Source organism: Pseudonocardia nigra, from assembly GCF_019396355.1.
In the GTDB taxonomy this organism is placed as follows: Bacteria; Actinomycetota; Actinomycetes; order Mycobacteriales; family Pseudonocardiaceae; genus Pseudonocardia; species Pseudonocardia nigra.
The window spans coordinates 1-25494 of record NZ_JAHKRK010000018.1; the positions used below are offsets into that span (position 1 = coordinate 1).

The following is a 25494-nucleotide window of genomic DNA, read 5'->3' on the forward strand; positions in this document are numbered from 1 at the left end:
ACCAGCAGATCGGCATTCTGGCGCCGATCCTCCTGGTCGTCTTCCGCCTGCTGCAGGGGCTGTCCGCCGCGGGCGAGACGATCGGCTCCAACTCGTTCGTGGCCGAGCACTCGCCCCAGCCGAAGCGAGGCCGGTTCGTGGCCACCGTCTACACGTGGTCGAACCTGCCCCCGGTCCTCGCGGCACTGTTGGTCCTGGCACTCACCCACTCGATGAGCACGGCGACCTACGAGTCCTGGGGTTGGCGGGTGCCGTTCCTGCTGGGCGCCCCGCTCGCGCTGGTCGGCCTGTACATCCGGACCCGCGTGCACGAGACACCGGCCTTCACGGCGCTGAGGGAGACGAAGCAAGTCGAATCCTCCCCGATCCGGACCGTACTGCGCGAACACCGGCGCGCCATGGCAACCTGCTTCAGCATCGCCGCCATCGCCAGCCTCGGCTACTACTCCCTGACCGGGTACTTCTTCACCTACATGACGGTGACCATCGGACTGAGCGAATCCGCAGCCCTGATCTCCAACAGCATCGCACTGACGATCACCTTCGTCACCGTCCCGCTCGCCGGGGCGCTGTCGGACCGGATCGGTCGGCGCCGCGCACTGCAGATCGCGGCGATCATGAACGCCGCGTTCGCGGTGCCGGCGTACCTGCTCGCCGCGCAGGGCAGCCTGGTCACCGCAACCATCAGCCAGGGACTGCTCGCGTTCAGCCTCGGCATGTTCTTCGGTCCGGCCGGCGCGGCGTTCGTCGAGCTGTTCCCCGCGCGCACCCGCTACACCGGCGCCTCGATCAGCTACAACCTGGCCTTCACCCTCTTCGGCGGCACCGCTCCGCTGCTGTCGATCTACCTGATCGAGGCGAGCGGCAGCCGGATCGCCCCCGCCTGGTACGTCGTCGCCGTCTCGCTGGCCGCCCTCGTGATGATCGCGCGGATGCCGGAGACCAGCACCAGGTCCCCGCATCCGGACGCTGCCCACGGGTGAGCGATCTCAGTGCCTACGGGTGATCAGAAGACGATCGTCGTCCGGTCGTGGACGAGCACGCGGTCCTCGCAATGCCAGGCGACCGCGCGGGCGAGGACCGTGCGCTCGATGTCCGCGCTGCCGCGGGTGAGCTCGGCGACGGTCTGCCGATGCGAGACCCGCACGACGTCCTGCTCGATGATGGCCCCTCGTCGAGGTCCTCGGTGGCGTAGTGCGCCGTCGCGCCGATGAGCTTGACTCCGCGCTCCTTGGCCCGCTCGTACGGTCCGGCGCCGGCGAACGCCGTGAGGAACGAGCGGTGGACGTTGATCACCGGGGCATCGGCGCGGCGCAGGAAGTCGCCCGACAGGATCGGCATGTAGCGCGCCAGCACGACGAGGGCGACCCGCCCGGCGATGAGCTCCAGCTGGCGCTGCTCAACCGCGGCCTTCGTCTCGCGACTCATCGGGATTTGCGCGTACGGCACGCCGACGACGCGACATCGGCGGCCGGGTCGGGGTGGGTTGGAGACGACCTGCACGATCTCAACCGGCAGCTCGCCGCGCCGCCATCGCCACAGCAGGTCGAGCAGGCAGTGGTCGTGGCGGGAGACGAACACCGCGACGGGGGTCGACACCGACACGTCCCGCATCCGGAACGCCATGCCGAACCGGGCGGCGACGTCGGCGGCGAACCCGCGCTCCAGCTCCGGCAGCCCGTCGGCTGCGGGACGTGGCCCGCTACCGGGTGGACCTGGTCGAAGCGCGGACCGCGGAGAAGCAGCGGGCGGAGAAGCTGCTCGAGGACGCGCAGATCAAGCTGTCGGTGGTGGCCAGCGACCTCTTCGGGGTGGTCCCGGCGGGAGATGATGGCCGCGTTGATCGCCGGGCGGCGTGACCCGGGCGCGGCAGGAGGTCACAGTGACCCTTACCGGGTGCGTCGAGCAGCGGCAATGGGACGTCGAGGTGATCGACGCCGCCGGTCCCTGGCTGCTGGTCGCGATCCCCGGCGACCGGCGATGCCCAGGAAGTCGGCGGGTCGCTGCAGCCCGAGGAGCTGATCTGGTAGCTGCACCGCGTCGGCCAGTGCCGGATATCCCGCGACGTGCCGTCGCGCACCGGCCGCTGCTGGGTCGTCGGTACGGGTACGCGTACGGGTAGGGTACGGGTACGGGTACGGGTACGGGTACGGGTACCGGTACCGGTGCCCGCCGACGCGACCGAGCCGGGTCATCACCGGGATGCGGCGGCGCTCGACCTCGGAATGTTTCTGCGCGCGTGCACCTTCGGTCACGTCCGCCAGCTCGACGCCCTCGCCGGGCTGCTGGCCCGACTGACCGCGAGCGTGCCGCTGCTCCCGGACGCGGACCGGCAGGCCTGCCTCGGCATCGACGACACCGTCCGCAGCGGCTCCGGCTACACCAAGCAGGCCCCGGAGGCGGCTACAGCGGGGTGAACGAGCTCAACGCCCTGCTGGCGGTCTGCCGCCCCCGGTTCGGCCCCGGTCATCGTCGGCACGCGTCTGCGACGCGGGCAGCGGCATCGGTCCGCGGCGCGGGCAACTCACTCGCCGACGCCCCGCGCGACCGCCCGCCGCGCCGGAGCACAGGGGCAGCTGGTGGAGCGCGGTGATTCGGTGTTCTACGGCCACGAGATCGTCGCCGCCTGCGGCTGAGCCGGACCCGATACTCGTCGTTGACCGTCCGCCACTTCCCAGCAGTCCCGCTGCCCCCGTTTCGCGAACGAGCTCACCGACGCCGAGCGCACGGCCTGCATCGAGCAGCCACCGGAGCTCGTCGACCGCGGTCAGGGCCACCCGGCGGCCTGCACTACGCGGAGCGCAAGAGCCTGCTCTGACCCTCGGCCCGTGTTGGGCCGCTTTCCATGTTCCGTCTTGACGAGGGCCAGTGGTGCGTGTCACGGTTCTATCGACTAATCAGTTGGCCCCGTAGAAGGAGCTCGCAGCATGAGTAGACTCAAGGGCAAGGTCGCCCTGGTTACAGGAGCCGCCCGGGGCCAGGGGCGTTCACACGTTCTGCGGCTGGCGTCGGAGGGAGTGCACATCATCGCGATCGACCGGTGCGCGTCGTACGACACCGTTCCGTACCCGATGGCGACGCCGGCCGACCTCAAGAACGTTGCCGAGGAGGCACGCGCACTGGGCGTGCAGGTGGTCTCTCACCAGACGGACATCACGAACCGGGCTGAGCTGACCGCGGCTGTCGACGACGCTCGTGCTCAGCTCGGTCCCATCGAGATCGTGGTGGCCAACGCGGGCATCATTCAGTGGGGGAAGAAGTTCTGGGAGTGGGACGATCAGTCCTGGGACGACACGATGGACGTCAACCTGCGTGGTGCCTGGCACACCTGTGCGGCAGTGGCCCCCTCGATGATCGAGGCCGGGCGGGGTGGTTCGATCATCGTCACCGCGTCGGTGGCTGGCCTCGAAGCGTCCCCCGGCCTCCTGCCCTACACGGTCGCCAAGCACGGAGTGATCGGTCTCGTTCGGTGCATGGCCGCCGAGCTGGGTGAGTACTCCATCCGGGTCAACGCGATCGCCCCGAGCACCGTGGACACGGACATGATCAACAACCCGTCGCTGTTCAACCTGTTCCGTCCGGACCTCGAGGAGCCGACGCGGGAGGACACGGTGGAGATCTTCCGGTCGCTCGTCGTGCTCCCACGGCCGTGGCTCGAAGCCTCGGAGGTCAGCGACATGGTGGCGTACCTGGCATCCGACTCGGCCCGATCAATCACCGGCACCACCATTCCGATCGACCTCGGGAAGGCACTCAAGTGAACCCCGACCTGAGCAACGACCGCGCTCGAACCGCGAGGAACCCGGTCGCCACCGTTGGCTTCACCGCGTCCAGCGAGATTGTCTCGGACAGTAGAGAGGAGGCCTCATGACCACCTCCGCCCGGTCGCGCCCCAGCTCACTGGACCGATCCGACACCTTCTACATCGACGGCGGCTGGCAGCAGCCGTCGACCACGGCCTCATTCGACGTGATCGAGCCGACGACCGAAGAGCTCTACTTCCGCGCCGCCGCGGCCACGGCAGAGGATATGGACCGTGCGGTTACGGCCGCCCGCAGAGCCTTCGACGCAGGCTCCTGGCCAAAGCTGAGCCACAAAGAGCGTGCCGACTACCTGCGCGCCATCGGCCAGCGCCTCCACGAGCGACGGTCGGAAGTGGCCAGTGTCTGGACGTCGGAGGTCGGCATATTGATAGGTGTGGCGGAGGCGATCGCCGCCGGCTTCGGCGGCACCTACGCCTACTATGCGGACCTCGCCGAGGACTTCCCGTTCGTGGAGCGGCACACGCCGACGGCCGGCGGAGAGATCGGGCTGCTCGCGCGGGAGCCGGTGGGCGTCGTCGGCGCGATCGTCCCCTGGAACGCGCCCATGTCCGAGATCGGGTGGAAGCTTGCGCCGGCCCTGCTCGCGGGTTGCACGATGGTCGTCAAGTCGGCGCCGGAAGCGCCGGGGTCGTCCTATCTCCTGGCCGAGATCTGTGACGAGGTCGGCCTGCCGCCCGGGGTGGTCAACTTCGTCACGGCGGACCGTGAGGTCAGCGAGCTGCTGGTGCGGGACCCTCGCATCGACAAGATCAGTTTCACCGGGTCCACCGCCGCGGGAAGGCGCATCGCGTCGCTATGTGGAGAGCGCATCGCCCGGGCGACCCTCGAGCTGGGTGGCAAGTCGGCAGCCATCGTCCTCGACGACTACGACATCGCGACCGCCGCCGAGGTCATCTCCCAGACGTCACGGGTGCTGACCGGCCAGGTCTGCGCGGCGTTGACCCGCATCATCGTGGGACGCGACCGACACGACGACTTGGTCGAGGCGCTGAGCAGCTCGTTCGCGAAGGTGCGCCTGGGCAACCCGTTCGAGGAGGGCACCGAGATGGGCCCGCTCGTGTCGGAGCGCCAACTGCACCGGGTGCTGGGCTACATCCCCCAGGGCCGCAGCTCCGGCGCCTCACTGGTCACCGGTGGCGGCCGCGCCGAGGAGTTCGAGAGGGGCTACTTCGTCCAGCCCACAGTCTTCGCAGGCGTCGACAACTCCTCGGCGATCGCCCAGGAGGAGATCTTCGGTCCTGTGCTCAGCGTCATCCCCGTTGACAGCGAGGCGGAGGCCGTCGCGGTGGCCAACGACACCATCTACGGCCTCAACGCCACGGTGTTCTCCGACGATGTCGACCGAGCGCTCCAGGTAGCTCGGCTGATCCGGTCCGGAACGGTCGGCCACAACGCCGTCCGGAACGACTTCGGCATCGCGTTCGGCGGTTTCAAGCAGTCGGGCGTGGGACGAGAGGGCGGCCAGGAGGGACTGCGACCCTACCTCGAGGCGAAGACGATCGTCCTCGACGGCGTACCGAGAAGTATCTGAAGGACTAGTTGCCGCGCGGGCTGCGCGGAAGTGGGCCTCGACCGCTGCCATCAGTCGCGACTCCTTGAGCCGCAACGAAGGATTGCAGAGGATCCCAGGTATCGTTCCGATTGCTACAGCGCTTGCCGGGCGCTCCGTCTGCCTTTTCAATCAGACGGAGCGCCCACGTGTTGCCGCTCGGCGGAAGCCGTGAGGGTGTCGGGGAGTCGAGTGGCTACTTGGCGGCGGTGGTGGTGGTGGTGTGATTACCGCGGAACACGGTTGCCGCAGGTTTCCACCCTGCTGAATCGTGCCGCTCGTCGCCTGATTGACGTAGCCGAGGACCTGATCGTCGGCGCGATCGCGCTCTAGACTCTTGACGTTCTACTGTACGGTTAGTAGCATGAATACCCGACCTGCGATCAGCCTGCACGCGGAAGGGCCGTCGAAGAGCGGATAATGAAGGTGCCAAGCGGAGGGTGCTCGTCGATTACGACTTCACCACGAAGGGCGGACGGCATGGAACAGCGTCACGTACTGCCGCAGCTCCTCGCCGAGCGAGCGAAGACACATCCAGACCGCATCTTCATCCACGAAGCCGGTGGTGAGTCGCTCACCTACGCGGAGCTGCACTCACGCATCCTTCGCTGGTCCGACGCGTTCCGTCGCCACGGCGTGAAAGAGGGTGACGTCGTCTCGGTCATGCTGCCGAACACGCCGACGACGCTCCTCGCATGGATCGGCCTGGCGTGGCTGAGGGCAACCGAGTTGCCCGTCAACACGTCGTTCATCGGCAAGATGCTCGAGGACGTCCTTCGGACCGCCGCGTCGAGGTTGATCGTCGTCGACGAGCAGTTCGCGGAGCAGGTCATCAACGTCGCGCCGCTGCTCCCGGCGCTGGAGACGATTGTGGTGATCGGCGCCGTCCCGAGGGCGCAGCCGGACGGTATCGAGGTCGTCGCCGTCGAGCAGTTCCTCGAGGACGCGACGCCATCGGAGGACACGCTGCTTCGCGCGGAGCCCTACGACACCGCATGCATCGTGTGGACGTCGGGGACCACCGGGCCGTCCAAGGGGACGCTCCTGTCGTGGTCTCAGCTCCTCGCGATGGGGACCGGAGCGTTCCCGCCCGAGGAGATGGGTGAGCAAGACGCGCTGTACTCGCCGTACCCCATGTACTACGTGGCCGGCAAGCTTTACGTTTATGTAGCGGCGTTCGTCAACGCGCGATACGTCATGCGCGAGAGGTTCAGCACGAGCAACTTCTGGCGGGAAATCAGGGAGTACGGCTGCACCTACGCGCCGTTCAGCCCGGCGACGATGCGCTTTCTCCTCACCCAGCCCCCGACGCCGGAGGATGCCGACACCCCACTCCACAGCGTTCTCGTGGCGCCGCTGCCCCCGGAGAGCGACGACTTCTGCAAACGGTTCGGCGTTCGGGTGCGGACCGCCTACAACAGCACCGAGCTCAGCTGCCCCATCGTCTCGGAGTGGAATCCGGAGAACAAGAGGTCCTGCGGGCGTGTTCGACCCGGGTACCAGGTCCGGGTCGTCGACGAGCACGACCAGCAGGTGGCGGCGGGCGAGATCGGCGAGCTGGTCGTCCGCGCCGACGAGCCGTGGAAGCTCATGACGGAGTACTTCAGTCGCCCGGACGCGACGGTCGCCGCCTGGCGGAACCTGTGGTTCCACACCGGTGACGCGTTCACCTATGACGAGGCAGGCAACTACTACTTCGTCGACCGGATCAAGGACGCAATCCGGCGACGCGGGCAGAACATCTCCTCGGCCGAGGTCGAGGCGGCCATCAACGAACACCCGGCGGTACTCGAGTGCGCGGTGATCGCCGCGCCGTCGGAGTGGGGCGAGGACGAGGTACGGGCCGTTCTCACGCTTCGTGGGGTCTTCGACATCTCGCCCGAGCAGATCTTTCAGTTCTGCGTGCAGCGACTCCCGCACTTCATGGTGCCGAGGTACATCGACATCGTCGATGAGCTGCCCAAGACGCCGACGGAGAAGATCCAGAAGAGCGAGCTGCGCCGGACCGGGGTCACGGCCACAACCTGGGATCGGGAAGCCGCTGGCTTGTCCGTCAAACCCGGGTCCTGAACGTCCGGGCCGACCACTCATCATCCCCGCTACACCACTACCTCGGAAGGAAAAGCAATGGACATGAGGCGACGCCGACGGGCGGGAACGGGACTGGGCGTCGCCATGCTGCTGCTACTGGCGGCATGCGGCGGCGGCGACGACACCGGAGCAGGGAACGCCGACCCGTACGTCATCGGCTTCCAAGGTCCACTGTCCGGGCCGCTCGGCCCGATCTTCGGCCCTGCCGAGGACGGGATGACCGACTACTTCGAGTACTTGAACGAGCAAGGCGGCGTCAACGGTCGCCCCGTCGAGTTCCGGTCGACGGACGCCGGCACCGAGGTCGCGCGGGCGCTGGCCGCGACCCGCGAGTTCTCCCTGGACGACGATGTGCTCCTGGTCACCGGCTTGGGACTCAGCGTACAGATGGTGTCGGTCCTGCCGATGCTCGAAGAGGAGGAGCTCCCCGGGATCTCGATCACGTCGTCGCTCGCCGAGGCGCTGCCGTACAGCAGGTGGTACTTCAGCTGGGGCGACGACCTGCCCGGATCCGCCAATTCGACCCTCGACTTCATCCTCGGGGAGAAGCCGGACGCCAAGATCGGCTACATGGCATACGATACGCCGCTTATCCGGGCGCAGCGCGACGCCGTGCGGAGCCGCATCGAGCAGTCCGACGCCACGCTCGTGGCGGACCACCTACCGCCGGCAACCGCGACCGACGTTTCCGCCGAGATGCGCGATCTCATCGACAAGGGCGCGGAATACATCTTCTTCGGTGGTGCCACCGCCGGAATCTTCTCGTCGGCGATGACGACGGCGCAGGTCGCCGGCTTCGGCGGAACCATCGTCGTGGCAGCGGCGGGGGGCGACGTCGCGGAGTTCGAACTCGCCGGCAGCGAGACCTACGAGTACGTCGGCGCCCGTTACTTCCACTCCCCGATGGAGGAGGATCACGCGGGCGTCCAGAAGATGCTGCAGCTCAGTGGCGCGTCGCCGACGAGCTTCTACTACACGTCCGGCTGGAGCCTGGCGCAGTACATCGGCAAGGCCCTCGAGGGCTGCGGCGCCGACTGTGACAGGGCACGCCTGCGCGATGCGCTCGAGCAGGTGCCGCCGGAAAACCCGGACGACCTGGCCGGCGGTCCCCTCGGCTTCGACGACAAGTGCCACCAGGGCCACCGGTCCACGATGTTCTTCCGCTGGGACGCCCAGTCGAAGAAGCCGGTTTACGACACGACGCTCCCGTACTGGAGCGACCCGAGCCACCCGTGCGCGAGGGAGTAGGCCGAACGTACTGGTGACGCTCCGTCGCTCCCGTCAGGTCACCTCGGGCCCGACGGCACGACGCTGGGTCTGCATGCCACGTCGAGCTCGACGAGCGGTCAGGACGAGGAGCAGGAGCCGTAACCCCGTCGTGGACCGGTACCGTACACGAGGGAGACCCGGATGAAGGACGTTTACCCCCGCTACGACAACATCCCCGACGGCTGGCTGGTGGCACCGGACGAGCAGCCGGAGTACCTCGAGACCCCACTGTCGTCGTCGGTGGGACCGGCCCTCGACCTCACCGACGCCCTGCTCGACCGGCACGTGCGCGAGGGCCGCGGTGACCACGTCGCCCTGTCGCTGGCCGACGACGGTTCCCGCTACACCTACGCGGACCTCGCTCGGGCCAGTTCGCAGCTGGCGCATGCGCTGCGGCGGCTGGGCGTCGGGCCCGGCGACCGCGTCGCGGTGCGGTCCCCCAACCGTCCCGAGGCGCTGATCGCGTTCCTTGCCGCGTGGCGGCTCGGCGCCATCTCGGTGTTGACGCCCCCGCAGGCGCGTCGCGAGGAGATCCGGTTCTTCCTGCAGGACACGAGGGCCAAGGTCGTCGTCGTGGCCAGGAAGGACCCGTATCTCAGCGGACTGGACGCCGTGGACCGTGCCGAGGTCCCCTCGGTCGAGCACGTCATCGCCTTCCCCGATGCGGACGGTGCCGAGCACCTCTCGTGGAATGCGCTCATGCGCGAGGAGCAGGACAGCTTCCCGGCGCAGCCGCACCCGGCCGATGCGGTTGCGGTCATCTGGCACACCGCAGGTACAACGGGCGTCCCCAAGGCCTGCTACCACACCGCTCGTCGGCTCCTGCTCGCGGCGCACTGCAACATCGCCGCCTACGACGTCTCCCCGGACGACGTCCACATGTTCCCGGCACCCATCGGCCATGCCGCGGGGTGGCTGTCCCGCGCCATGTTCTCCCTCCTAGCGGGCATCACGTTCGTGGAGCTCGAGGACTTCGGCAACCCGGAGAAGGTGCTCCGGGCGATCGGTGAGCACCGGGTCACCTGGATCATCGCCGCGGGCACGACCTGGGTACAGATGTTGCCCATCTTCGAGAAGGACCCGCGCGCCTACGACGTGTCGTCCCTCCGGCGCACCTACGCCCCCACCATCACGAGCAATGGGCGGTGGCTGTACGACGCGTGGCGAACGTACGGACTTGATCTGCTCAACCCGTTCGGCAGTACCGCGTTCGCGGGCTGGTTCTTCGTGCCGCCCCAGGACGCGGACGTCCCACCGCTCAGCATGGGGGGCCCGATCGACGGTTACGAAGCCCGGATCGTGCAGCCCTACACCGCACCCCTGACCGACGTGGCACCGCTCGAGATCGGGCAGCTCGCGGTGCGCGGCCCGTCGGGGCTGACCTACTGGAACCGGCCCGAGCTGCAGAGACGGGACGTCCGAGAGGGATGGACCGTCGTCGACGACCTGTTCCGCGTCGACGAGGACGGCCACTACTGGTACATGGGCCGATCGGACATGATGATCGCTACGGGGGGCTACAAGGTCGCCCCGGTCGAGGCCGAGCAGGCCCTCTTGGCCCACCCCGCCGTGGCCGAGGTTGCCGTCACCGCGGCGCCTGACACCGAACGTGGCCAGGTCGTGATGGCCTGGGTCGTCCCCGCCGCGGGAGTCAACCCGGACGCGGCGCTGCGGGCGGAGCTGCAGGGGTTCGTGAAGGCCCGGATAGCGCCGTACAAGTACCCGCGGCGCCTCGTCTTTCTGAGACAACTCCCCCGCGACCCGCTCGGCAAGATCGTCGCCAAGACGCTGGCCGGCTGGGCCCAGCGCGGCGAGATCCCGGCCGACGCTTACGACGTATGACCCTCGTGCCGACAGGAGAAGCGCAATGACCGCCGCTGCTGCCGAGTGGACCGAGCCGGGCGCCTTCGCCGTCGCGCCCGGTATCCATCGGATACCGCTGCCGCTGCCGACCGACGGGCTGCGGGCCGTCAACGTCTACGCGATCGAGGACGGCGACGCTCTCGTCCTCGTCGACAGCGGGTGGGCACTCGAGGAATCCCGGGCGGCGCTCTCGAGCGCGCTGCGGGTGTTGGGCTGCGGGCTCGGTGACGTGCGTCGATTCCTCGTCACCCACATTCATCGAGATCACTACACCCAGGCCGTCACGGTGCGCCGCGACTTCGGGGCGCGGGTGAGCGTCGGCCTCGGCGAGAAGCCCGCCCTCGATGCGCTCGTCAGCGGTGTGGCCAACCTGGAGCCGCAGCTCGTGGAGCTCCGGGCGAGTGGGGCTGCGGAGCTGGCCGAGCAGCTCGGCGCCTTCGATCCCGAATCCGGGGAACGAATGATCTGGGAGGGGCCCGACGACTGGTTGACCGAGCAGCCGGAGATCGAGCTCGCCACCCGAACGTTGCGGGTGCTTCCCACCCCTGGCCACACCCAGGGGCATGTGGTGTTCGCGGACAGCGACGCCGGGCTGCTGTTCGCCGGGGACCACGTGCTCCCGCACATCACGCCGTCGATCGGCTTCGAGCCGTTTCCCGGCGAGCTGCCCCTCGGGGACTACCTCCAGTCCCTGCGGGTCGTTCGAGGGCTGCCCGACATGCGGCTGCTGCCGGCGCACGGTCCCGTGGCCGGTAGCAGTCACGACCGCATCGATGAACTCCTCGCCCATCATCGGGCGCGACTGTTGCGTTCCGAGGAGGCGGTCGTGAAGGGGGCCAGCACGGCCCACGACGTGGCGCGTTGCCTCCGGTGGACCCGCCGAGAGCGTCAGCTGAGCGAGCTCGATCCGTTCAACCAGATGCTCGCGGTGATCGAGACACGGGCACACCTGGAGCTGCTCGCGGCGCAGGGACGGCTGCGGTCGTCGGTCGTCGCCGGAGTCGTGCACTACGAGCAGGGGCTTGCGCCCGCATCCATCCCGTAGCCCGTCGGGAGCCGGAGGACGGCCGCCGGGGCACCGTGTATCGGCCGGTGCCCCGCGGCTTCTCGATGTCTCGCTCGATAGCGAGCCGGCGCCGGCTACCTGCCGACGACGTCGGCGCCGGTCCGGGCACCGGCCTTGTGGCGCCAGAGGACGGTGGCACAGAGAACGCCCACGACGACCGGGAGCGCGGTCAGGAAGATGATGTCGCGCGCCGGCAGCGAGAAGGCAAGCAGGATTCCCGCGATCGCCGGGCCGACGATCGACCCGATCCGACCCAGGGCGGCGGCCCAGCCAACGCCGGTGGTGCGGGTGCCGATGGAGTACAGCGACACCGCCAAGGCGAGCTGACCGATCCCGCTGGCGTACAAGCCCATTCCCGCGCCGCCGAGCAGGAGCAGCAGCAGCATGTTGCCGAGTTCGAACCGCGAGGCGATGACCATGCAGATCACGGAGAACGTCGTGGCGAGAACGAGGGCCCGCGCAACCCCCAGCCGGGCGGCGAGCGGGATCAGCAGGACCCCGCCGAGGATCCCGCCGAGGCTGACGTACGCCAGCCCCAGCGGCGCCTCGGTTGCGCTGAACCCGTACTCGATCAGCATCGTCGGCGTCCAGGACGTCAGGATGTAGGCGGCGACGAACACCAGGAACGCGAACGCCCACAGCAGGAGCGTGCTGGTACGGAGGTCGGCGACGAACAGCCGTCCGACCTTCGACTCGGCTCGCGCCGCCGCACCGCCGTCGACCTGGGGCGGCTCGGTCAGCCCCCACACCATGACGATCGCCAGCGCCATCGGCAGCAGCCCACCGAGAACACCCCGGTGACCCCGACACTCTGGATCAGCGCGCCGCCGGTGAACCCGCCGAGCGTGAGGCCGGACGGCAGGCCGAGGGTGACGGCGACGGAGACGGCCTCCCGGCGGCGGACGGGACTGTGCGACGTCGACAGCGAGACGGCGATGGGCAGGACGACGCCGAGACCAAGTCCGGTGATCAGCCGGACGACGCTCAGGATCGCGATGGACTCGAGCGGGATCACCAGCGCCGCCGCGATCGCGCCGAGGCCGTAGAGCACGACGCCGCCGATCAGCACCCGGCGCCGCCCCAGCCGAGCTCCCAGCCAGCCGCAGGTCAGGTAGCCCACCACCACACCGGCGTTCGTGAGAACCAGCGGCAGTGTGAACGCCGCCGGAACGGTCTCCCACGCCGTCGCCAGCGTGGGAACGGCGAAGGCGAGCGCGGCCGTGTCGAAGCCGTCGAGCAAGAGCGCGAGAAAGGCCAGGATGATCACTCGCCAGCGGATGGCGCTCGGCTCCTGGTGGGCGAGCTGGGCACTGGGCTCACTGCTCATCGAGGCCTCCCCGGATCGTATGACTGATTAATCGATCGACGGGGATTCTACTAAGTGGTCAGTATAATCACAAGGACGGGAACAGGCCGTGCAGCTGTCACTGCCGTACAGGCAAGTGCCCGCGGCAGAGCGTCGAACCGGACTGCAGCGGGTCGGCCAGCGCGCCGAGGTGAAACGGCACCCTGCCGGCGAGGTGGTCCTGGTGCAGACGCGCGCGCGCAAGGCGCGTCCTCCACGTCGTGATGGGACCTGGTTCAGCTCATCTGTCGGACGGCGAAGGTGCCTTCGCCCACGCGGGTTCCGGCTTCGTCGTCCACCACCACGTGGACGGTGAGGTTGCCGTTGTCGTCGCGCCCGGTCACGGACCCTGACGCCCTCAGCGTCACGCCCGGAAACAGCGGGGCAAACATGCGGGTGCTCCCACTGGTGACGGCCTCCAGCCCAGCCCACGCCGTCACCACGTCGGTCAGGACGCCGGTCACGATGCCACCGGACCCGATGACGTGGGGGAAGCCCGCCGCCGCTGCGACCTCCTCCTCGACGTGGACGCGGTTCGGATCGTCGGTCGCGACCGAGAAGCGGGCGAAGTCCATCCGGGTGAGCGGGCCGACCACCCGGCCCGGGAGCTCATCGCCGGCCTTGGCCGCCGCCGCGGCGGCCACATCGATGCGCGCCATCAGGCGGCCTTCTCGATGAACGTGATGCGCTGTCGACTCACCAGCTCGCCCTCCTTGGTGTGGAACTCCGTGAGCAGCACGAGGAACTGTCGCTTCGTCCCGTCCCGGCCGACGCACTCGTAGGCATCGGCGACGCGGGTCTGACCGACGAGCGGCTCGACCTCGGTGGCGACGGTCCCCCACTCGAACTCGGTGCCGGTGTAGAGGGTCTTGCCGTAGACGATCCCGAGTACGTCCTGCACGTCCGACTCGTCGATGGTGTTGAAGAACGTCAGCATCGCGAGTGGAAGCGGCCGCGCCGCGTACCCGCGACTGCGTGCAGTTTCAGTCCTCGAGTACGTTGCGTCGGTCGCGCCGACCGTACGCGCGTAGGTGGGCACCGAAACCCGCTCCTCCGGAACCAGTTCCCGAGGCGAAAAGGCCAGGCCCTGCACACCATCGATGTTCACGTCGGCATTCCTCGGATTCTGTTCGTCGGGTAAGCACCGAGTATGGGTGGCGTTGCTTCCGGGAGGGCATCTCACGCGGGCACGAACCGGTAGCCGATGACCTCTTCGCCGGAGGGGTCGACGCGGACGGCCCCGGTTTCGAGCACGACCTGGGAGCCCGCGGCTACAGCGCTCGGATCCTCGACGCCGGCGAGCTGGCCCACGACGCGGACGCCCTCGGGGAAGTCGACCTGGGCCAGCGCGTACGGCGCACTGAATCCCGGTAGCGCGGAGTGCACCACGGTGCACGCGTGCACCCTCCCCCGCTGCGACAGGGCCACGCGTTCCACCGACTCACCGAAGCAGTCGGGGCAGCCTCCCTTCGGTGGGAAGTGCGTCGTGCCGCACGTCGCGCAGCGGGACCCGTAGAGGGTGCCGCTCTCGGTGTCGTAGACATCTGCGGGGAGCATCGGCTTGCTCATGGGTTCCTCCCGGCGATGGAGTCGGGCACGTCGGAGCCCGGTTCGGCGAGTGGTGGGGCCGCCTGCGCCCGATCGATCGGCGCGCTGGTGCCGGGCCCGATGACATAGGTGTGGTCCTCCAGGTACGACTCGAGGACCTCGACGCCGTGCTCGCGGCCGAATCCGGACGCCTTGACGCCGCCGAAGGGGAGTTCGTCGTAGACGCGGCCGAGGGCGTTGACCCAGGTGTAGCCGGCCGCGATCTGGCGGGCGACCGAGAGCGCGCGGTCGCGGTCAGCGCTCCAGACCGAGGCGCCGAGGCCGTACGGCGTCTGGTTGGAGATGCGCACCGCCTCGTCGTCCGAGCCGACCCGGAGCACCGTGAGCACGGGGCCGAAGGTCTCCTCCGTACGCACCCGCGCCGACTCGGGCGGGGCGAGCAGGAGGGCCGGCTGCACGAAGGACCCACGCTCGGTGTCGGCGCGGTCCGGGCGGCCACCGCCGACGATCTCGGCCCCGTGATCGAGGGCGTCGGCCACCTGCTCCTCGAGACGTTGTCGGGCGGCCTCGGTGTGCAGCGGCCCCATGGTGCTGTCCGGCGCCTGGCCCGGCCCGACGCGGATGCGCGCCATACGCTGGGTGACCATGTCGATCATCTTGTCGGCCACGGCGTCGTGGACGATCAACCGCTTGGGCGCCACGCAGACCTGGCCGGCGTTGTAGAAGCGGGTACCCATGAGGGACCGCACGGCACGGGTCAGGTCGGCGTCGTCGAGAACCACGAAGGGGTCGCAGCCGCCGAGCTCCAGGCTCAGGCGCTTCAGCGCGACACCCGCGGTGGCCGCGATCGCCTGACCGACCGGCGTCGACCCCGTGAACGTGACACGGGCGATGCCGGGATGCGACACGAGGTAGCTCCCCACCTCCGGACCGCCGACGACGACGTCCAGGAGGCCGGGCGGAAGGAACCGTTGAGCGATGGCCGCGAGCTCCCGGGTGATGAGGCTCGTCGTCTCCGCCGGCTTGATCAGGAACGCGCAGCCGGCGGCGAGCGCGGGAGCGAGCTTCGAGACGAACAGCGACACCGGGAAGTTCCAGGGCACGACGCCGACGACGACGCCGACCGGCTCGCGCTCGACCACCCCCTCGACGCCGTCACCCAGGGCCACGTGGCGGCCGCCGATGTTCATGGCAAGCCCGGCGTACTGCACGTACGGTCCGATCGAGCGCTCGAGCTCGAGCGTCGCTTCCTTCATGGTCTTGCCCTGCTCGAGACTGAGCGCCTGCGCGAGCCGCGGCACTTCCGGGCGCATGGCCTCGACGATGCGCAGGAGCGTCTCGGCCCGCGCCATCGGGCTCGTCGCGGCCCACTTCGTCATGGCGGCGGCCGCTGCCTCGACCTTGGCGTCGATCGCCGCCTCGTCGTCCGCCTCGATCTCGCCGATGACGGACCGGTCGTGCGGCGCGGTGACCGGCAGTCGCATCACGGCCTCCCATTTGATTGATTGATCTACCAAAGCATACGAGTCACCGGCTCGAGCTAGCCAGGTACCAGGGATCAGCCTGGAATTCCGATCAGGGCAGTAAAGTGTCGGGCGATGTCTCTCGCCTCGAGGGGCCCGTCAGGCCGGAACCACCGGTGCGTCCAACTCACCATGCCGAGGATCGCTTCGGTGAGCACCATAGGCGAGAGCTCGGCCGGCAGCCCGCCGTCTCGTTGCACCTCTTGGACGATACCCCGAACCTCGGCGACGAACTCCCGCTCCGTATCCTGGAGCGCTCGGCGAATCTCTACATCGATCCTGCCGAACTCCTTGTAATACACCGTAAACGGAACGCGTTGCTTCGCGACCACCAGCGTCATCTGCTCGATCACCTGCGCCAGCACGTCCCGCGAGCTCGCGCCATTCGAACGCGCTTGCCGCAAAGCAGCTGTCAAGTCATTGACAACCGCCAGCATGATCTCCTTGAGCAAGCCTTCCTTGGACCCGAAGTAGTAGTAGATGGATGGTTGACTCAGGCCGATCCTGGTGGCAATCTCCTTGGTGGTGCCGGCATCGAAACCCTTCTCCGCGAAGACCTCTGCGGCCACCTCGAGGATCCTCTGCCGCATGCGGTCATAGGTCGACCCAACCGATTCATCACCAGTCCCGATGTTAGCTATCGACATGAGTTCTCCACGCTGAAGCCACAGCTCGTCCGTCTCCTCGGTCCTCGACGTGCGCTTGCGCGGCGAGCCACGGTCGCGCTCGCACCCGTGATCGGCATGGCCGCTCACCCTGACGAGCCCTCATGGCTCCTCACCGGATCCGATCCTAGCCCCTGATCGATGAGACAGTCAGACGCAGGAGCAAACGACGCGGCCACATCGCGATGAGGTCCGACACCGGGGCGAGCCAGGCGAGCGCTTCCCACGGCTGCGCGACGAGGACGGCTCGCGGCGCGCGTCCGTCGTTTCGCCGGTATGCCGCGGCGGACTGCACGAACGGTGCCGGGACCGGGTGCCGCGCTGGACGAGCCCCCGCCCGCCGCCGAGGAGGGGCCGGCGACGCCGACCTGGGATCCTTGGTGGTCTTCCTGCTCCCCCGTGCTGACGAGCCCAGCCGCCGACCAGCGCCGCCGGCTGGACCCGGGCTCACGGTCGGCAAGGGGGCGGTATCAACGGGTCAGACGATCCGCAGCAATGGTCGTCCTTCGGCGTGGGGCGGCTTCGGCCCACCAGCGGTTGCGGGCAGATCGCTCATCACCGAACTCTTGAGCATCTCGAAGGTAGAGCCACACGCACGGCAACTGAATGGCACCTTGCAGATGCTGCCACCAAAGGAGCCATGCTGCTTCACGTCGGACCCGGCGCAGTAAGGACACCGCCGCTGCGCTTCTACCCCAGCGTCGTACCCATGCGAGCGGAGCATCTCGCGGCCGTGTTCGCTGATGTCGTCCTGGGTCCATCGATCGCCCCGCCAGATCACCTCCACCGTCAATGACGGAGCCACGCCCCGCACGGCCGCCCGAACCCGACGCTCCATCTCACCCTTGGCCGGACACCCCAGCCGAGTAGGCACCAGGACAACTCTCAGTCGACTCCCCTGTATCGACGACTCCCTGAGCACCCCGAGGTCCTGCAGGGAAATCGGGATCTCCGGATCCTCGACCGCGGCGAGCGCCTTCCGGATCGCGTCTAATGGTGCTGTGTCAGTCATAGATCTCGTACCTCCACTCCGGGTGCTTGCTGCGCACCTCGCGGATCCGCCCGAACAACCGAGCGAGCGCGTCGCCGTCGCTGATGGGGCGACGGGCCCCGTCGACGGCAGCGGCCGGTGCACCCGATCTGGCCACCGCCGCATCGCCGATGCGCATCTGCGCTTCGCGCAGATGAGCCGACCACGAGTTCAGGAGGTTCTCGTCGGCTCCCTGTCGCACCGACTCGGCGGGCAGCACCGGCTGCAGCAAATCTGAGGTCGACGCCAGCCGATTAGTGAGGCTCTCCACCAGCTCCGGCCGCGTGCGCTGGTCTCCGAGCAGCATCTCCACCCACCGTTGCCAGTGTCGAACATGCAGGGTTTGCTCAGCGACCATGACGTCGAAGACGCTATCGGTCTGGTCGTTCTGAGAACCGAGGTACTCCGCGACGCAGCAGCATGCCTGGGAGAACAGCCACCCTTGCGCCACGAGGTCGGGCCAGATGGTGGCGGGTTCCGCGACAAGGGCCGCAGGGTGCCAATCGCTCAGCGGGTCCGTGAAGACATGTCGATCACGTTCCTCGGCGCTCATCCCTGCGCGCTTCCACAGCGCCACGGCGTGCGCGAGGCACTCTTGCGACATCGATCCGACGGCGAGCGACTCTTCCATGTCCACATAGTCGGTGATCCACGACGAGAGACTGTGTCCGAAGACGAACAAGTCGTCGGCCCAGGCCGTGGCGGCCAGCTTCGTCGCGTTCACATCGGCACCTTTCGCGGGTGTCTTCGCGTGTGTCATGGCCTCGGAGCACCGGCTGCGGTGCGGGCATTTCGATGCTTGCCAGGATACGTGGGCTGCCGGTAGTCCAGTCGGCCTCCGGTGCCCAGCGAGACTAGGTCGGTCGAGTCACTCATCAAGATGGCCGTTCGCGGCACGACCCAGAGCAGTGTGCAGGTATCACGCCGGACGTAGATTTCCTTTGCGGCATGCCAGGCAAGGTCTGGGTCGGCGCCCCGAACGCTTCCTACGTGTTGAATGGCCTTACCCACGCCAATCTGGACGAAGACCTCATACGCCAGCGGGTCGCTTCCAAAGGTTGCCATCGGTCACCCCGTTTTCCAATCGGTCATCACCCGGAGACGTGAATCAGGATGATGGGTCCTACGCCGCCTGGCTCAATGCCACGTCGCGATAGACGCTGTTGCGGGCCAGCGACCTACGGATCTTCTCGACCCACAGATGGTAGGCCGGGCCGCCATTCCGAACGAGGTTCGCAACCTCTTTCCAGTCCGGCATCGCGTAGTTCCACCGGTCGGTATCTGAATCATAGGATGCGAGAGCGGGATCCACCCGAACCCCGAGCGACTGGAAGACTGGGACCATTTTCGCGACCCACCTCTGCCGGAGCTCGTGATTCGATGCCACCTTCAGCCCCATCTGGTACAGCGGGTTGTTCCGGATCTTCTCGGAGTCGTCCGGGCCGAAGACGGCAAGCATCCGGGGGAACCACTTCTCGAACGCCTCCTGCACCAACGTCCGCTGCTGCTCGTTCCCACTGGTCATCATCTCGTGGGTGAGGTCCAACGCGTGATGGTAGTGGAACGACTCTTCGCGTTCGATCTTCTTCAGCGCCCGAGCGTACGGCAGGTAGGTGCCGTGCTTCAGGGACTGGAACTGCACCAGCGCGGTGGAGTTGCCCAGCAGCGCCGCGGGCCCGAACTCCTCCCACGTCTCAAACCGGTAATGGAAGGCGTTCACCAGCTTGGCCTTGCCCTCGACGAAGTCGGTGAGAATCTGATCGCGATCGCCGCCCAGGTCCTCAGCGACTCGCGCGACGATGTGGCCGTGCCCAACCTCATCTTGGATCTTCGCGATGAGCATCTGCTTGCGGCCGACGTCCGGGGCGCGGTCGAGCCAATCCGCGTACGGCAGCAGGCCGACCAGCTCCTGCACGACCTGGTACTCGGTCAACGTCCGCACACCGGCGCGATACTCACCGGTCATCTCGCTCCAGGCCTCGAACTTGCGATCGAGACGACCGTCCACATTCTCTTCGTTCACCATTCTTCGCTCCGTTCACGCTCAAAGCTGGGCCGGGCTCGCAAGGGACGGGGGGCGGCTTCGCGTACATTTCCTGATTGATACACCAATCAGGCTACCACCGTGCCTCCGCGCTCGCAAGCGTCGCCGGTGACCGGCAGGTGGCCCACCGACGCGGGTCGAGACCAGGTCGGGCGTGGCGTCGGTATGCCGGCCGGCCTCGACCGCCTGCGGGCGGGGGCCGGCTACCCGCGGTGCCCGAGCTGATGGCGGAAGCGGGTGCGGATCTTTCGGGTCGGTGTGAGCTCGTCGTGTCCCAGTGAGCCGGGGACGATCTCGACGCGCTCGACAACCGGCCAGCCCTGCTCTCGCAGCTCGTCGTTCCGCTGCCGCACCTCGGAGTCGATCATCTCGCGGATGGCCGGCTGCCGGGGCAGATCATCGGCGGAGGTGTACGAGACGCCGTGGGCTCGGGCCCATTCGCGAACCGTGTCGCGGTCGAGCTCGACGAGGGCCCGCACGCTCGCGGCGCTGTCGACGAAGACCACCGCCTCGGCGACGTAGGCGCTGTCCTTCAGTAGCCGCTCGATGGCACCCGGGTGGAGGGTTCGCCCGTCGGCGAGCACGACGCCGTTCTCGACGCGGTCGAGGATGCTCACCGAGCCGTCGGATGCCCGGACACCGATATCGCCGGTGTGGAACCAGCCGTCGTCGTCGAGGGCATTCGTGACAGCGCCGCGGTCCGAAAGTAGGCCCAGGCAGACGTGTGGACCCCGAACGAGGATCTCGCCATCGGGCGCGAGCATGATCTCGGTCCCCGGCACCGGAATGCCGATCGTGGACGATGACACAGTAGGCCCGGTCGCCACCGCGGCCGCGCCGGCCGTTTCCGCCATGCCGTAGAGGTCCCGAATGTCGACACCCAGCCGCTTCCAGAAGCGGCGCGTGCGTGCCGATGTCGCGCCCCATCCCACGACGCACACCCGCAGCTCGTCGTATCCGAGCATGCGCAGCACCGGACGCCGCGCAGCGAGGTAGCCGAGCAACGCCATGGGCGACCGCGACCGCTCCTTGCCGCCGGTGCCGTCGTCCTCGCGCAGCGGTGGTAAGGCGGTGTTGAACACCATGCGCTTCACGAAGGACGATTGGGCGACAGCCGCGGTGATCTGCCTCGACGCCTTGAGCCAACGGCGAGGGGTTCCCACGGACACGGTGGGGCGCACGTTCGCGATTGCCGCCGGCACCTCTTCGACGTCCTCCACGAAGAACGAGACGCATCCCGTGAGTAGCGGGAGCACGAGTGCTGTCACGTGGCCGGCGGCATGCGCCAACGGAGCGTCGACCACGACCCGATCGCGGAAGCCGATACGCGGCAGGAGCGAGAGGGCACCGGACCAGGCGGCAACGACGTTCCGATGGGTCAGGACGGCGCCTTTGGCCGTACCGCCGGTACCTGAGGAGTAGGCGATGCTAGCCACCTCGTCCGGGCCGATTCCGGCCGCGAGTGCCCCGAGCTCGTCGAGGTCGCACGCCGGGACTTCCGCGATCAGATCGTGCCAGCGGAGCGGGACGATCTCGACGTGCTGGATGCCGCGCGCATCCAGGATGGCGATCTCACCCACGTTCGCAGCGAGGCCGGACTGGATCAGCTTGTGCACGTCCTCGTCGTCCTCGGCGACGAACAGCCGGGGAGCGACCTGCTCGACGATCGAGCGCACCTCGTCGGAGCTGGCCGACGGGTAGAGCGCAACACAGCGCAGTCCGAGGAGCTGTCCGGCGAGCACGACCGCGACGAGCTCGGGCCGGGCATCGCCCATGACGGCGACGTGGTCTCCCGGGGCCAACCGACGCCTGCGGAGCGCCGCAACCGCTGCGCCGACCTCCCTGCCGTACTGGTGCCAACTGACCTCCTCCCAGAGGCCGAGGTGGTGCCGGCAGTAGGCGACGCGTTCGGGGTGGCTGCGGCAGCGGGACACGAAGAGGTCGACGAGTGTCCCCGGTGAGCTGGATTCGACCTCGGGTTGCTCCCGGTCATGGCGCTCGTTCAACTGCTGCACGCTTTCCCCTCGACTAGGCGTGGTCACCCAGGTACGCGCGGATGACCTGCTCGTTGTTGGCGACGTCCTTCGGCGCTCCCGTTGCCAGCTCCTCGCCGAAGTTCATGACGCAGACGCGGTCGGACAGGTCCATGACGAAGCGCATGTCATGCTCGATGAGCGCGAGCGATATCCCGAGCTCCCGGCGGATCCGCAGGATGATGCGGGCGATGTCCTCCTTCTCCGCGCGGTTCATGCCCGCGGTCGGCTCGTCGAGCAGCAGCAGACGCGGCTCCAGCGCCAAGGCCCGGCCCATTTCGACTCGCTTCTGCACGCCGAGCGGAAGGTGCTCGACGTCGTCGTGTCGATACCGACCGATCTCCAGGAAGTCGAGGATCTCTTCGGCGCGACGTCGCTGGTGCCGCTCCTCGCGCGCGGTGAACCCCGCGAAGATGCTGGCCCGAAGGAGGCCAGACTTCATCTTCACCTGGCGTCCGACGAGGATGTTCTGCACGACGCTCATCGAGAAGAGCTCGACGCTCTGAAACGTGCGGGACACGCCGAGGCGGGCGAGTTGGTACGGCGGGAGGCCGATGACGCTCCTGCCCTCGAGCAGCACGTCTCCCCGCTCCGGCCGATAGACGCCGCTGATGCAGTTGAAAAGGCTCGTCTTCCCGGCGCCGTTGGGCCCGACGATCGAGAGCAGCTCGCCTTCGTAGAGCTCGACGCTCAACCCGTTGAGGGCGATGTTGCCACCGAAGCGCAGCGTCAGGTCGCGCACGCTCAGGAGCGGTGCTTCTACCCCCACCACCGTGCCGCCTTCCTGTGCGGCCTGACCTCGCCGTAGCTGCGGACCTCCTGGCCGCCCATGCCGAGATAGAACTCCTGGACGTCGGCCCGGTCTCGTAGCTCGCCCGGCGTGCCTTCCAGGACGATCCGTCCGCTCTCCATGATGTAGACGAAGTCGGAGACGTCCAGCGTTGCCGCCGCATTCTGCTCGACGACCAGGATCGAGGTGCCTTGCTCCTCGTTGATGCGTGTCATGATCTCAAGCAGATCCTCGATGATCTTCGGTGCGAGACCGAGCGACAGCTCGTCGATCATGAGCAAGCTCGGCCGTCGCATCAAGGCCCGGGCAATCCCGAGCATCTGGCGTTCGCCGCCACTGAGGTAGCCGGCCTTCTGGGTACCGCGTTCCCGCAGGATCGGGAAATACCCGTAGATCACCTCGAGACGTTCGCGCTTGCCGGTCCGGTTTCTCGTGCCGGCGCTGCCGATCTTGAGATTCTCGGCGACCGACAGGCCGGCGAAGACCTTGTCGCGCTCCGGTACGACCACGATGCCCTGCCGGGCCACCCAGTGCGGGGACCGCCCGACCAGCCGGACGCCTTCGCCGTAGGAGATCGTGCCGTTGGACACTGCGGCCCGCTCGGATCGCAGGAACCCGCTGATCGCGCGCAGCGTCGTGGTCTTGCCGGCGCCGTTCGACCCGAGCAGCCCGATGATCTTGCCAGCTGGTACCCGAAGGTTCACGCCGTGAGCAGCGAGGAACACGCCCTCGTAGGTCACCTCGACGTGCTCGAGGACGAGATCCCGCGGCCGAGGGCCGGGTACGGCCGGGGTGTCGCTCACCATGGCGTCGGCGGTCGACGTCTCACTGGCCAAAGTCCCACCTCCGTCGGAAGGGCCAGAGCGCGAAGTAGCCCTTGATCCTCCGCTGCCACAGCGCGGCGATCCCACCTGGCTCGATCAGCATGAACGCGATGATGGCGACACCGTAGATGGCCGCCTGGACCTCGAACTGCTGCCCGCCGAGCGCGCTCTCGAACGAGATACCGACGCCGCCCTCGATGAACCATTCGACGACATACGGAAGGAGGACCACGAACATCGTTCCGATCACCGAGCCGAGGATCGAACCGATCCCGCCGATGATGATGATCGCCAGGTACTCGATCGCCAGCGCGATCGTGAACTGCTCGGACCCGACGTGGCCGATGAAGTAGGAATTGAGCGCCCCGGCCACGCCGAACAGGAACGATGTCCCCGCGAACGCGACGACCTTGGCGCGGAAGAGGTTGATCCCGATCGCCTCGGCGACGATGTCCCGGTCCCGCATCGCGATCCACGAGCGACCGACACCACTGCGCATGATGTTGGCGGCGACGAGCACCGTGACGCCCGCCAGCACAAGTGCCATGAAGTACCAGAAGGAGTCGCTCCTGCTGCTCCACGGTCCGATCTCGACCCTTGGCATCATCCAACCGGCGGACCCGACGCGGGCCACCTGGTACTGCGCCACCGCGAAGATTGCGATGAAGTGCAGGGCGAACGTCGCCATGACGACATACAGCCCGCGCAGGCGGGCGGTGAACAGCGCGACGACGGCACCAACGAGCGCGGCGGTCAGGCCGGAGCCGAGGAGCACCAGTGCGAACGGCAGCTCGAGGTCGACCGCGAAGAAGGTCGCAGCGAAGCTTCCCACGGCCAGGAACGCGGCCGCACCGAGGGAGAGAACCCCGGCGACGCCCATGAGCAGGTTGATCGCGACGGCGCCGATGAGCGTGATGAACAGGGTGGACGCCACGACCACGTGGAGCTCGGACAGGACGAGCGGACCGGCCAGCAGCGCGACGGCGACGGCCGCGAACCAGAACCGACGGCCGGGCGACCCCAGCAGAGCGATGTCCCTGGCGTAGCTGGTGGCGTAGGGCTTCGAAGCCACGATGTCGCTCCCCACTAGATCCGCTTGATCTCGGGCGACCCGAGCAGTCCGCTTGGCCTGACGAGCAGAACCGCGAGCATCACGCAGAACGCAGCGATGTCGCGCGTGCTGCTCGAGATGTACTCTGCGGCAGCCACCTCGACGAACCCGACTATCAGCGCCGCGATCAGCGCCCCACTGACGCTGTCCAGCCCACCGAGGATCGCCGCCGGGATGGCGCGCAGACCGATGGCACCGAGTTCGGCAGTGACGATCCCGCCGACTCCAACGGCGACGCCGGCCAATGCGGCCGCGAACCCGGCGATCGCCCACGCACCGGCGAACAGCGCCATGACGTTGACCCCCGACCAGCTGGCGAGGCGCGGGTTCTCGGCGGCCGCGCGCATCTGCCGGCCGAGGCCGACGTAGCGGAAGAACGCGATCAGCAGCGCGAAGAAGACGCCGGCAATGACGATCGTCGCCAGCACGTAGTTCGACACCAGGATGTCCGCGCCTGGGATGTGGACGCCGGTGCGGGGCCAGGGCGGTCGGAGGATCTCCGGATTGCCGTGCCAAATGATCTTGATGACGGACTGCGCGACCACGGTCAGGCCGATCGTCACCATGACCGGGGCCCAGAGTGCCTCTCCGAGCAGCGGCCTCATCAGCAGCGCGAACACGAGGACCCCGATAACCGCGGTGACCACGACCGCGACGCCCACCGCCGCCACGAACGGGAGGGCCAGGACCGAGAGGGTGAGCGTCACCGAGAGGTAGGCGGCAACGGTCATGAACTCGCCGTGCGCGAAGTTGAGGACGCGCGTCGCGCGAAAGATGATCACGAACCCGACGGCGACGAGCGCGTAGATCATGCCGACCGACGCCCCGTTGACCAGCAACGATAGGAAGTCGCTCACGGGCCCCCATCTCGAGATGCTCCCGACCGATCGGTCGAGTGACAGCGCCCGGAACTTTACTA

26 protein-coding genes are annotated in these 25494 nt (G+C 68.0%); 9 read left to right on the forward strand and 17 right to left on the reverse strand.

Translation table 11 applies throughout. The features are described from left to right. Positions 1–983: MFS transporter (locus tag KME75_RS07170; protein ID WP_219413745.1), on the forward strand; the 983-nt coding region annotated here is incomplete at its 5' end. A 13-nt stretch (positions 984–996) separates the two neighbouring features. Here the strand turns inward: KME75_RS07170 and KME75_RS07175 are convergent. Next, the gene (locus KME75_RS07175; RefSeq protein ID WP_308282623.1) at positions 997–1626 is read right to left on the reverse strand and encodes a formyltransferase family protein; all 630 of its coding nucleotides are present in this window, start codon (positions 1624–1626) and stop codon (positions 997–999) included. Positions 1627–1694: 68 nt separating this feature from the next. Between KME75_RS07175 and KME75_RS07180 the strand changes: the two genes are divergently transcribed. From KME75_RS07180 to KME75_RS07215, 8 genes are all read left to right on the forward strand, one after another. Further along, positions 1695–1859, forward strand: a complete 165-nt coding sequence (locus KME75_RS07180; protein WP_219413746.1) for a hypothetical protein — start codon at positions 1695–1697, stop codon at positions 1857–1859. A 306-nt stretch (positions 1860–2165) separates the two neighbouring features. Then, a complete protein-coding gene (locus KME75_RS07185; protein WP_219413747.1) occupies positions 2166–2417 on the forward strand; it encodes a hypothetical protein in 252 nt (83 codons plus the stop codon). A 510-nt stretch (positions 2418–2927) separates the two neighbouring features. Further along, the gene (locus KME75_RS07190) at positions 2928–3761 is read left to right on the forward strand and encodes a mycofactocin-coupled SDR family oxidoreductase (RefSeq protein ID WP_219413748.1); all 834 of its coding nucleotides are present in this window, start codon (positions 2928–2930) and stop codon (positions 3759–3761) included. Between the two features lie 106 nt (positions 3762–3867). After that, positions 3868–5355 carry an aldehyde dehydrogenase gene (locus KME75_RS07195; RefSeq protein ID WP_219413749.1) on the forward strand — a complete coding sequence of 496 codons (1488 nt, stop codon included), beginning with the start codon at positions 3868–3870 and terminating at the stop codon, positions 5353–5355. A 438-nt stretch (positions 5356–5793) separates the two neighbouring features. Further along, entirely contained in the window at positions 5794–7443 is a 1650-nt protein-coding gene (locus KME75_RS07200) for an AMP-binding protein (RefSeq protein ID WP_219413750.1), read from the forward strand. A gap of 105 nt (positions 7444–7548) precedes the next feature. Beyond that, positions 7549–8712 (forward strand): ABC transporter substrate-binding protein, encoded by a 1164-nt coding sequence (locus tag KME75_RS07205; protein WP_246631656.1) that lies wholly within the window; start codon positions 7549–7551, stop codon positions 8710–8712. A gap of 162 nt (positions 8713–8874) precedes the next feature. After that, positions 8875–10575, forward strand: coding sequence for an acetate--CoA ligase (locus KME75_RS07210; RefSeq protein ID WP_219413752.1), 1701 nt, complete (start codon positions 8875–8877; stop codon positions 10573–10575). Positions 10576–10600: 25 nt separating this feature from the next. After that, positions 10601–11641, forward strand: coding sequence for an MBL fold metallo-hydrolase (locus KME75_RS07215; protein ID WP_219413753.1), 1041 nt, complete (start codon positions 10601–10603; stop codon positions 11639–11641). 95 nt (positions 11642–11736) lie between these two features. Here KME75_RS07215 and KME75_RS07220 read toward each other — a convergent pair whose 3' ends face one another. The 16 genes from KME75_RS07220 to KME75_RS07295 all read right to left on the reverse strand — a co-directional run bounded on the left by KME75_RS07220 (position 11737) and on the right by KME75_RS07295 (position 25432). Beyond that, entirely contained in the window at positions 11737–12432 is a 696-nt protein-coding gene (locus KME75_RS07220; protein WP_219413754.1) for an MFS transporter, read from the reverse strand. Next, positions 12399–12989 (reverse strand): MFS transporter, encoded by a 591-nt coding sequence (locus tag KME75_RS07225; RefSeq protein WP_219413755.1) that lies wholly within the window; start codon positions 12987–12989, stop codon positions 12399–12401. The genes KME75_RS07220 and KME75_RS07225 overlap by 34 nt, the downstream gene beginning before the upstream one ends. Positions 12990–13243: 254 nt before the next feature. Then, positions 13244–13666 carry a MaoC/PaaZ C-terminal domain-containing protein gene (locus KME75_RS07230; RefSeq protein WP_219413756.1) on the reverse strand — a complete coding sequence of 141 codons (423 nt, stop codon included), beginning with the start codon at positions 13664–13666 and terminating at the stop codon, positions 13244–13246. Further along, entirely contained in the window at positions 13666–14190 is a 525-nt protein-coding gene (locus KME75_RS07235; RefSeq protein ID WP_308282624.1) for an FAS1-like dehydratase domain-containing protein, read from the reverse strand. The genes KME75_RS07230 and KME75_RS07235 overlap by 1 nt, the downstream gene beginning before the upstream one ends. Next, the gene (locus KME75_RS07240) at positions 14187–14576 is read right to left on the reverse strand and encodes a Zn-ribbon domain-containing OB-fold protein (protein ID WP_219413758.1); all 390 of its coding nucleotides are present in this window, start codon (positions 14574–14576) and stop codon (positions 14187–14189) included. Before KME75_RS07240 ends, KME75_RS07235 begins: the two co-directional genes overlap by 4 nt. Further along, positions 14573–16039, reverse strand: coding sequence for an aldehyde dehydrogenase family protein (locus tag KME75_RS07245; protein WP_219413759.1), 1467 nt, complete (start codon positions 16037–16039; stop codon positions 14573–14575). The genes KME75_RS07240 and KME75_RS07245 overlap by 4 nt, the downstream gene beginning before the upstream one ends. Positions 16040–16113: 74 nt before the next feature. Then, positions 16114–16647 carry a TetR/AcrR family transcriptional regulator gene (locus KME75_RS07250; RefSeq protein WP_219413760.1) on the reverse strand — a complete coding sequence of 178 codons (534 nt, stop codon included), beginning with the start codon at positions 16645–16647 and terminating at the stop codon, positions 16114–16116. A 574-nt stretch (positions 16648–17221) separates the two neighbouring features. Further along, on the reverse strand, positions 17222–17755 hold the full coding sequence (locus KME75_RS07255; protein WP_219413761.1) for an iron-sulfur cluster assembly protein: 534 nt from the start codon (positions 17753–17755) through the stop codon (positions 17222–17224). Next, positions 17748–18497 carry a Phenylacetic acid catabolic protein gene (locus tag KME75_RS07260; protein ID WP_219413762.1) on the reverse strand — a complete coding sequence of 250 codons (750 nt, stop codon included), beginning with the start codon at positions 18495–18497 and terminating at the stop codon, positions 17748–17750. The genes KME75_RS07255 and KME75_RS07260 overlap by 8 nt, the downstream gene beginning before the upstream one ends. A 32-nt stretch (positions 18498–18529) precedes the next feature. Then, positions 18530–18838 (reverse strand): 1,2-phenylacetyl-CoA epoxidase subunit B, encoded by a 309-nt coding sequence (locus tag KME75_RS46620; protein WP_219413763.1) that lies wholly within the window; start codon positions 18836–18838, stop codon positions 18530–18532. Positions 18839–18896: 58 nt separating this feature from the next. Continuing rightward, positions 18897–19799 carry a Phenylacetic acid catabolic protein gene (locus tag KME75_RS07270; protein WP_219413764.1) on the reverse strand — a complete coding sequence of 301 codons (903 nt, stop codon included), beginning with the start codon at positions 19797–19799 and terminating at the stop codon, positions 18897–18899. 221 nt (positions 19800–20020) lie between these two features. Then, positions 20021–21832: an AMP-binding protein gene (locus KME75_RS07275; protein ID WP_219413765.1), complete on the reverse strand. Its 1812-nt coding sequence runs from the start codon at positions 21830–21832 to the stop codon at positions 20021–20023. A 13-nt stretch (positions 21833–21845) separates the two neighbouring features. Next, positions 21846–22592: an ABC transporter ATP-binding protein gene (locus KME75_RS07280; RefSeq protein ID WP_308282625.1), complete on the reverse strand. Its 747-nt coding sequence runs from the start codon at positions 22590–22592 to the stop codon at positions 21846–21848. A 17-nt stretch (positions 22593–22609) separates the two neighbouring features. Beyond that, on the reverse strand, positions 22610–23476 hold the full coding sequence (locus KME75_RS07285; protein WP_219413767.1) for an ABC transporter ATP-binding protein: 867 nt from the start codon (positions 23474–23476) through the stop codon (positions 22610–22612). Then, positions 23466–24536 carry a branched-chain amino acid ABC transporter permease gene (locus KME75_RS07290; protein ID WP_219413768.1) on the reverse strand — a complete coding sequence of 357 codons (1071 nt, stop codon included), beginning with the start codon at positions 24534–24536 and terminating at the stop codon, positions 23466–23468. The genes KME75_RS07285 and KME75_RS07290 overlap by 11 nt, the downstream gene beginning before the upstream one ends. Positions 24537–24550: 14 nt before the next feature. Further along, entirely contained in the window at positions 24551–25432 is an 882-nt protein-coding gene (locus KME75_RS07295) for a branched-chain amino acid ABC transporter permease (RefSeq protein WP_219413769.1), read from the reverse strand. Positions 25433–25494 lie beyond the last annotated feature (62 nt).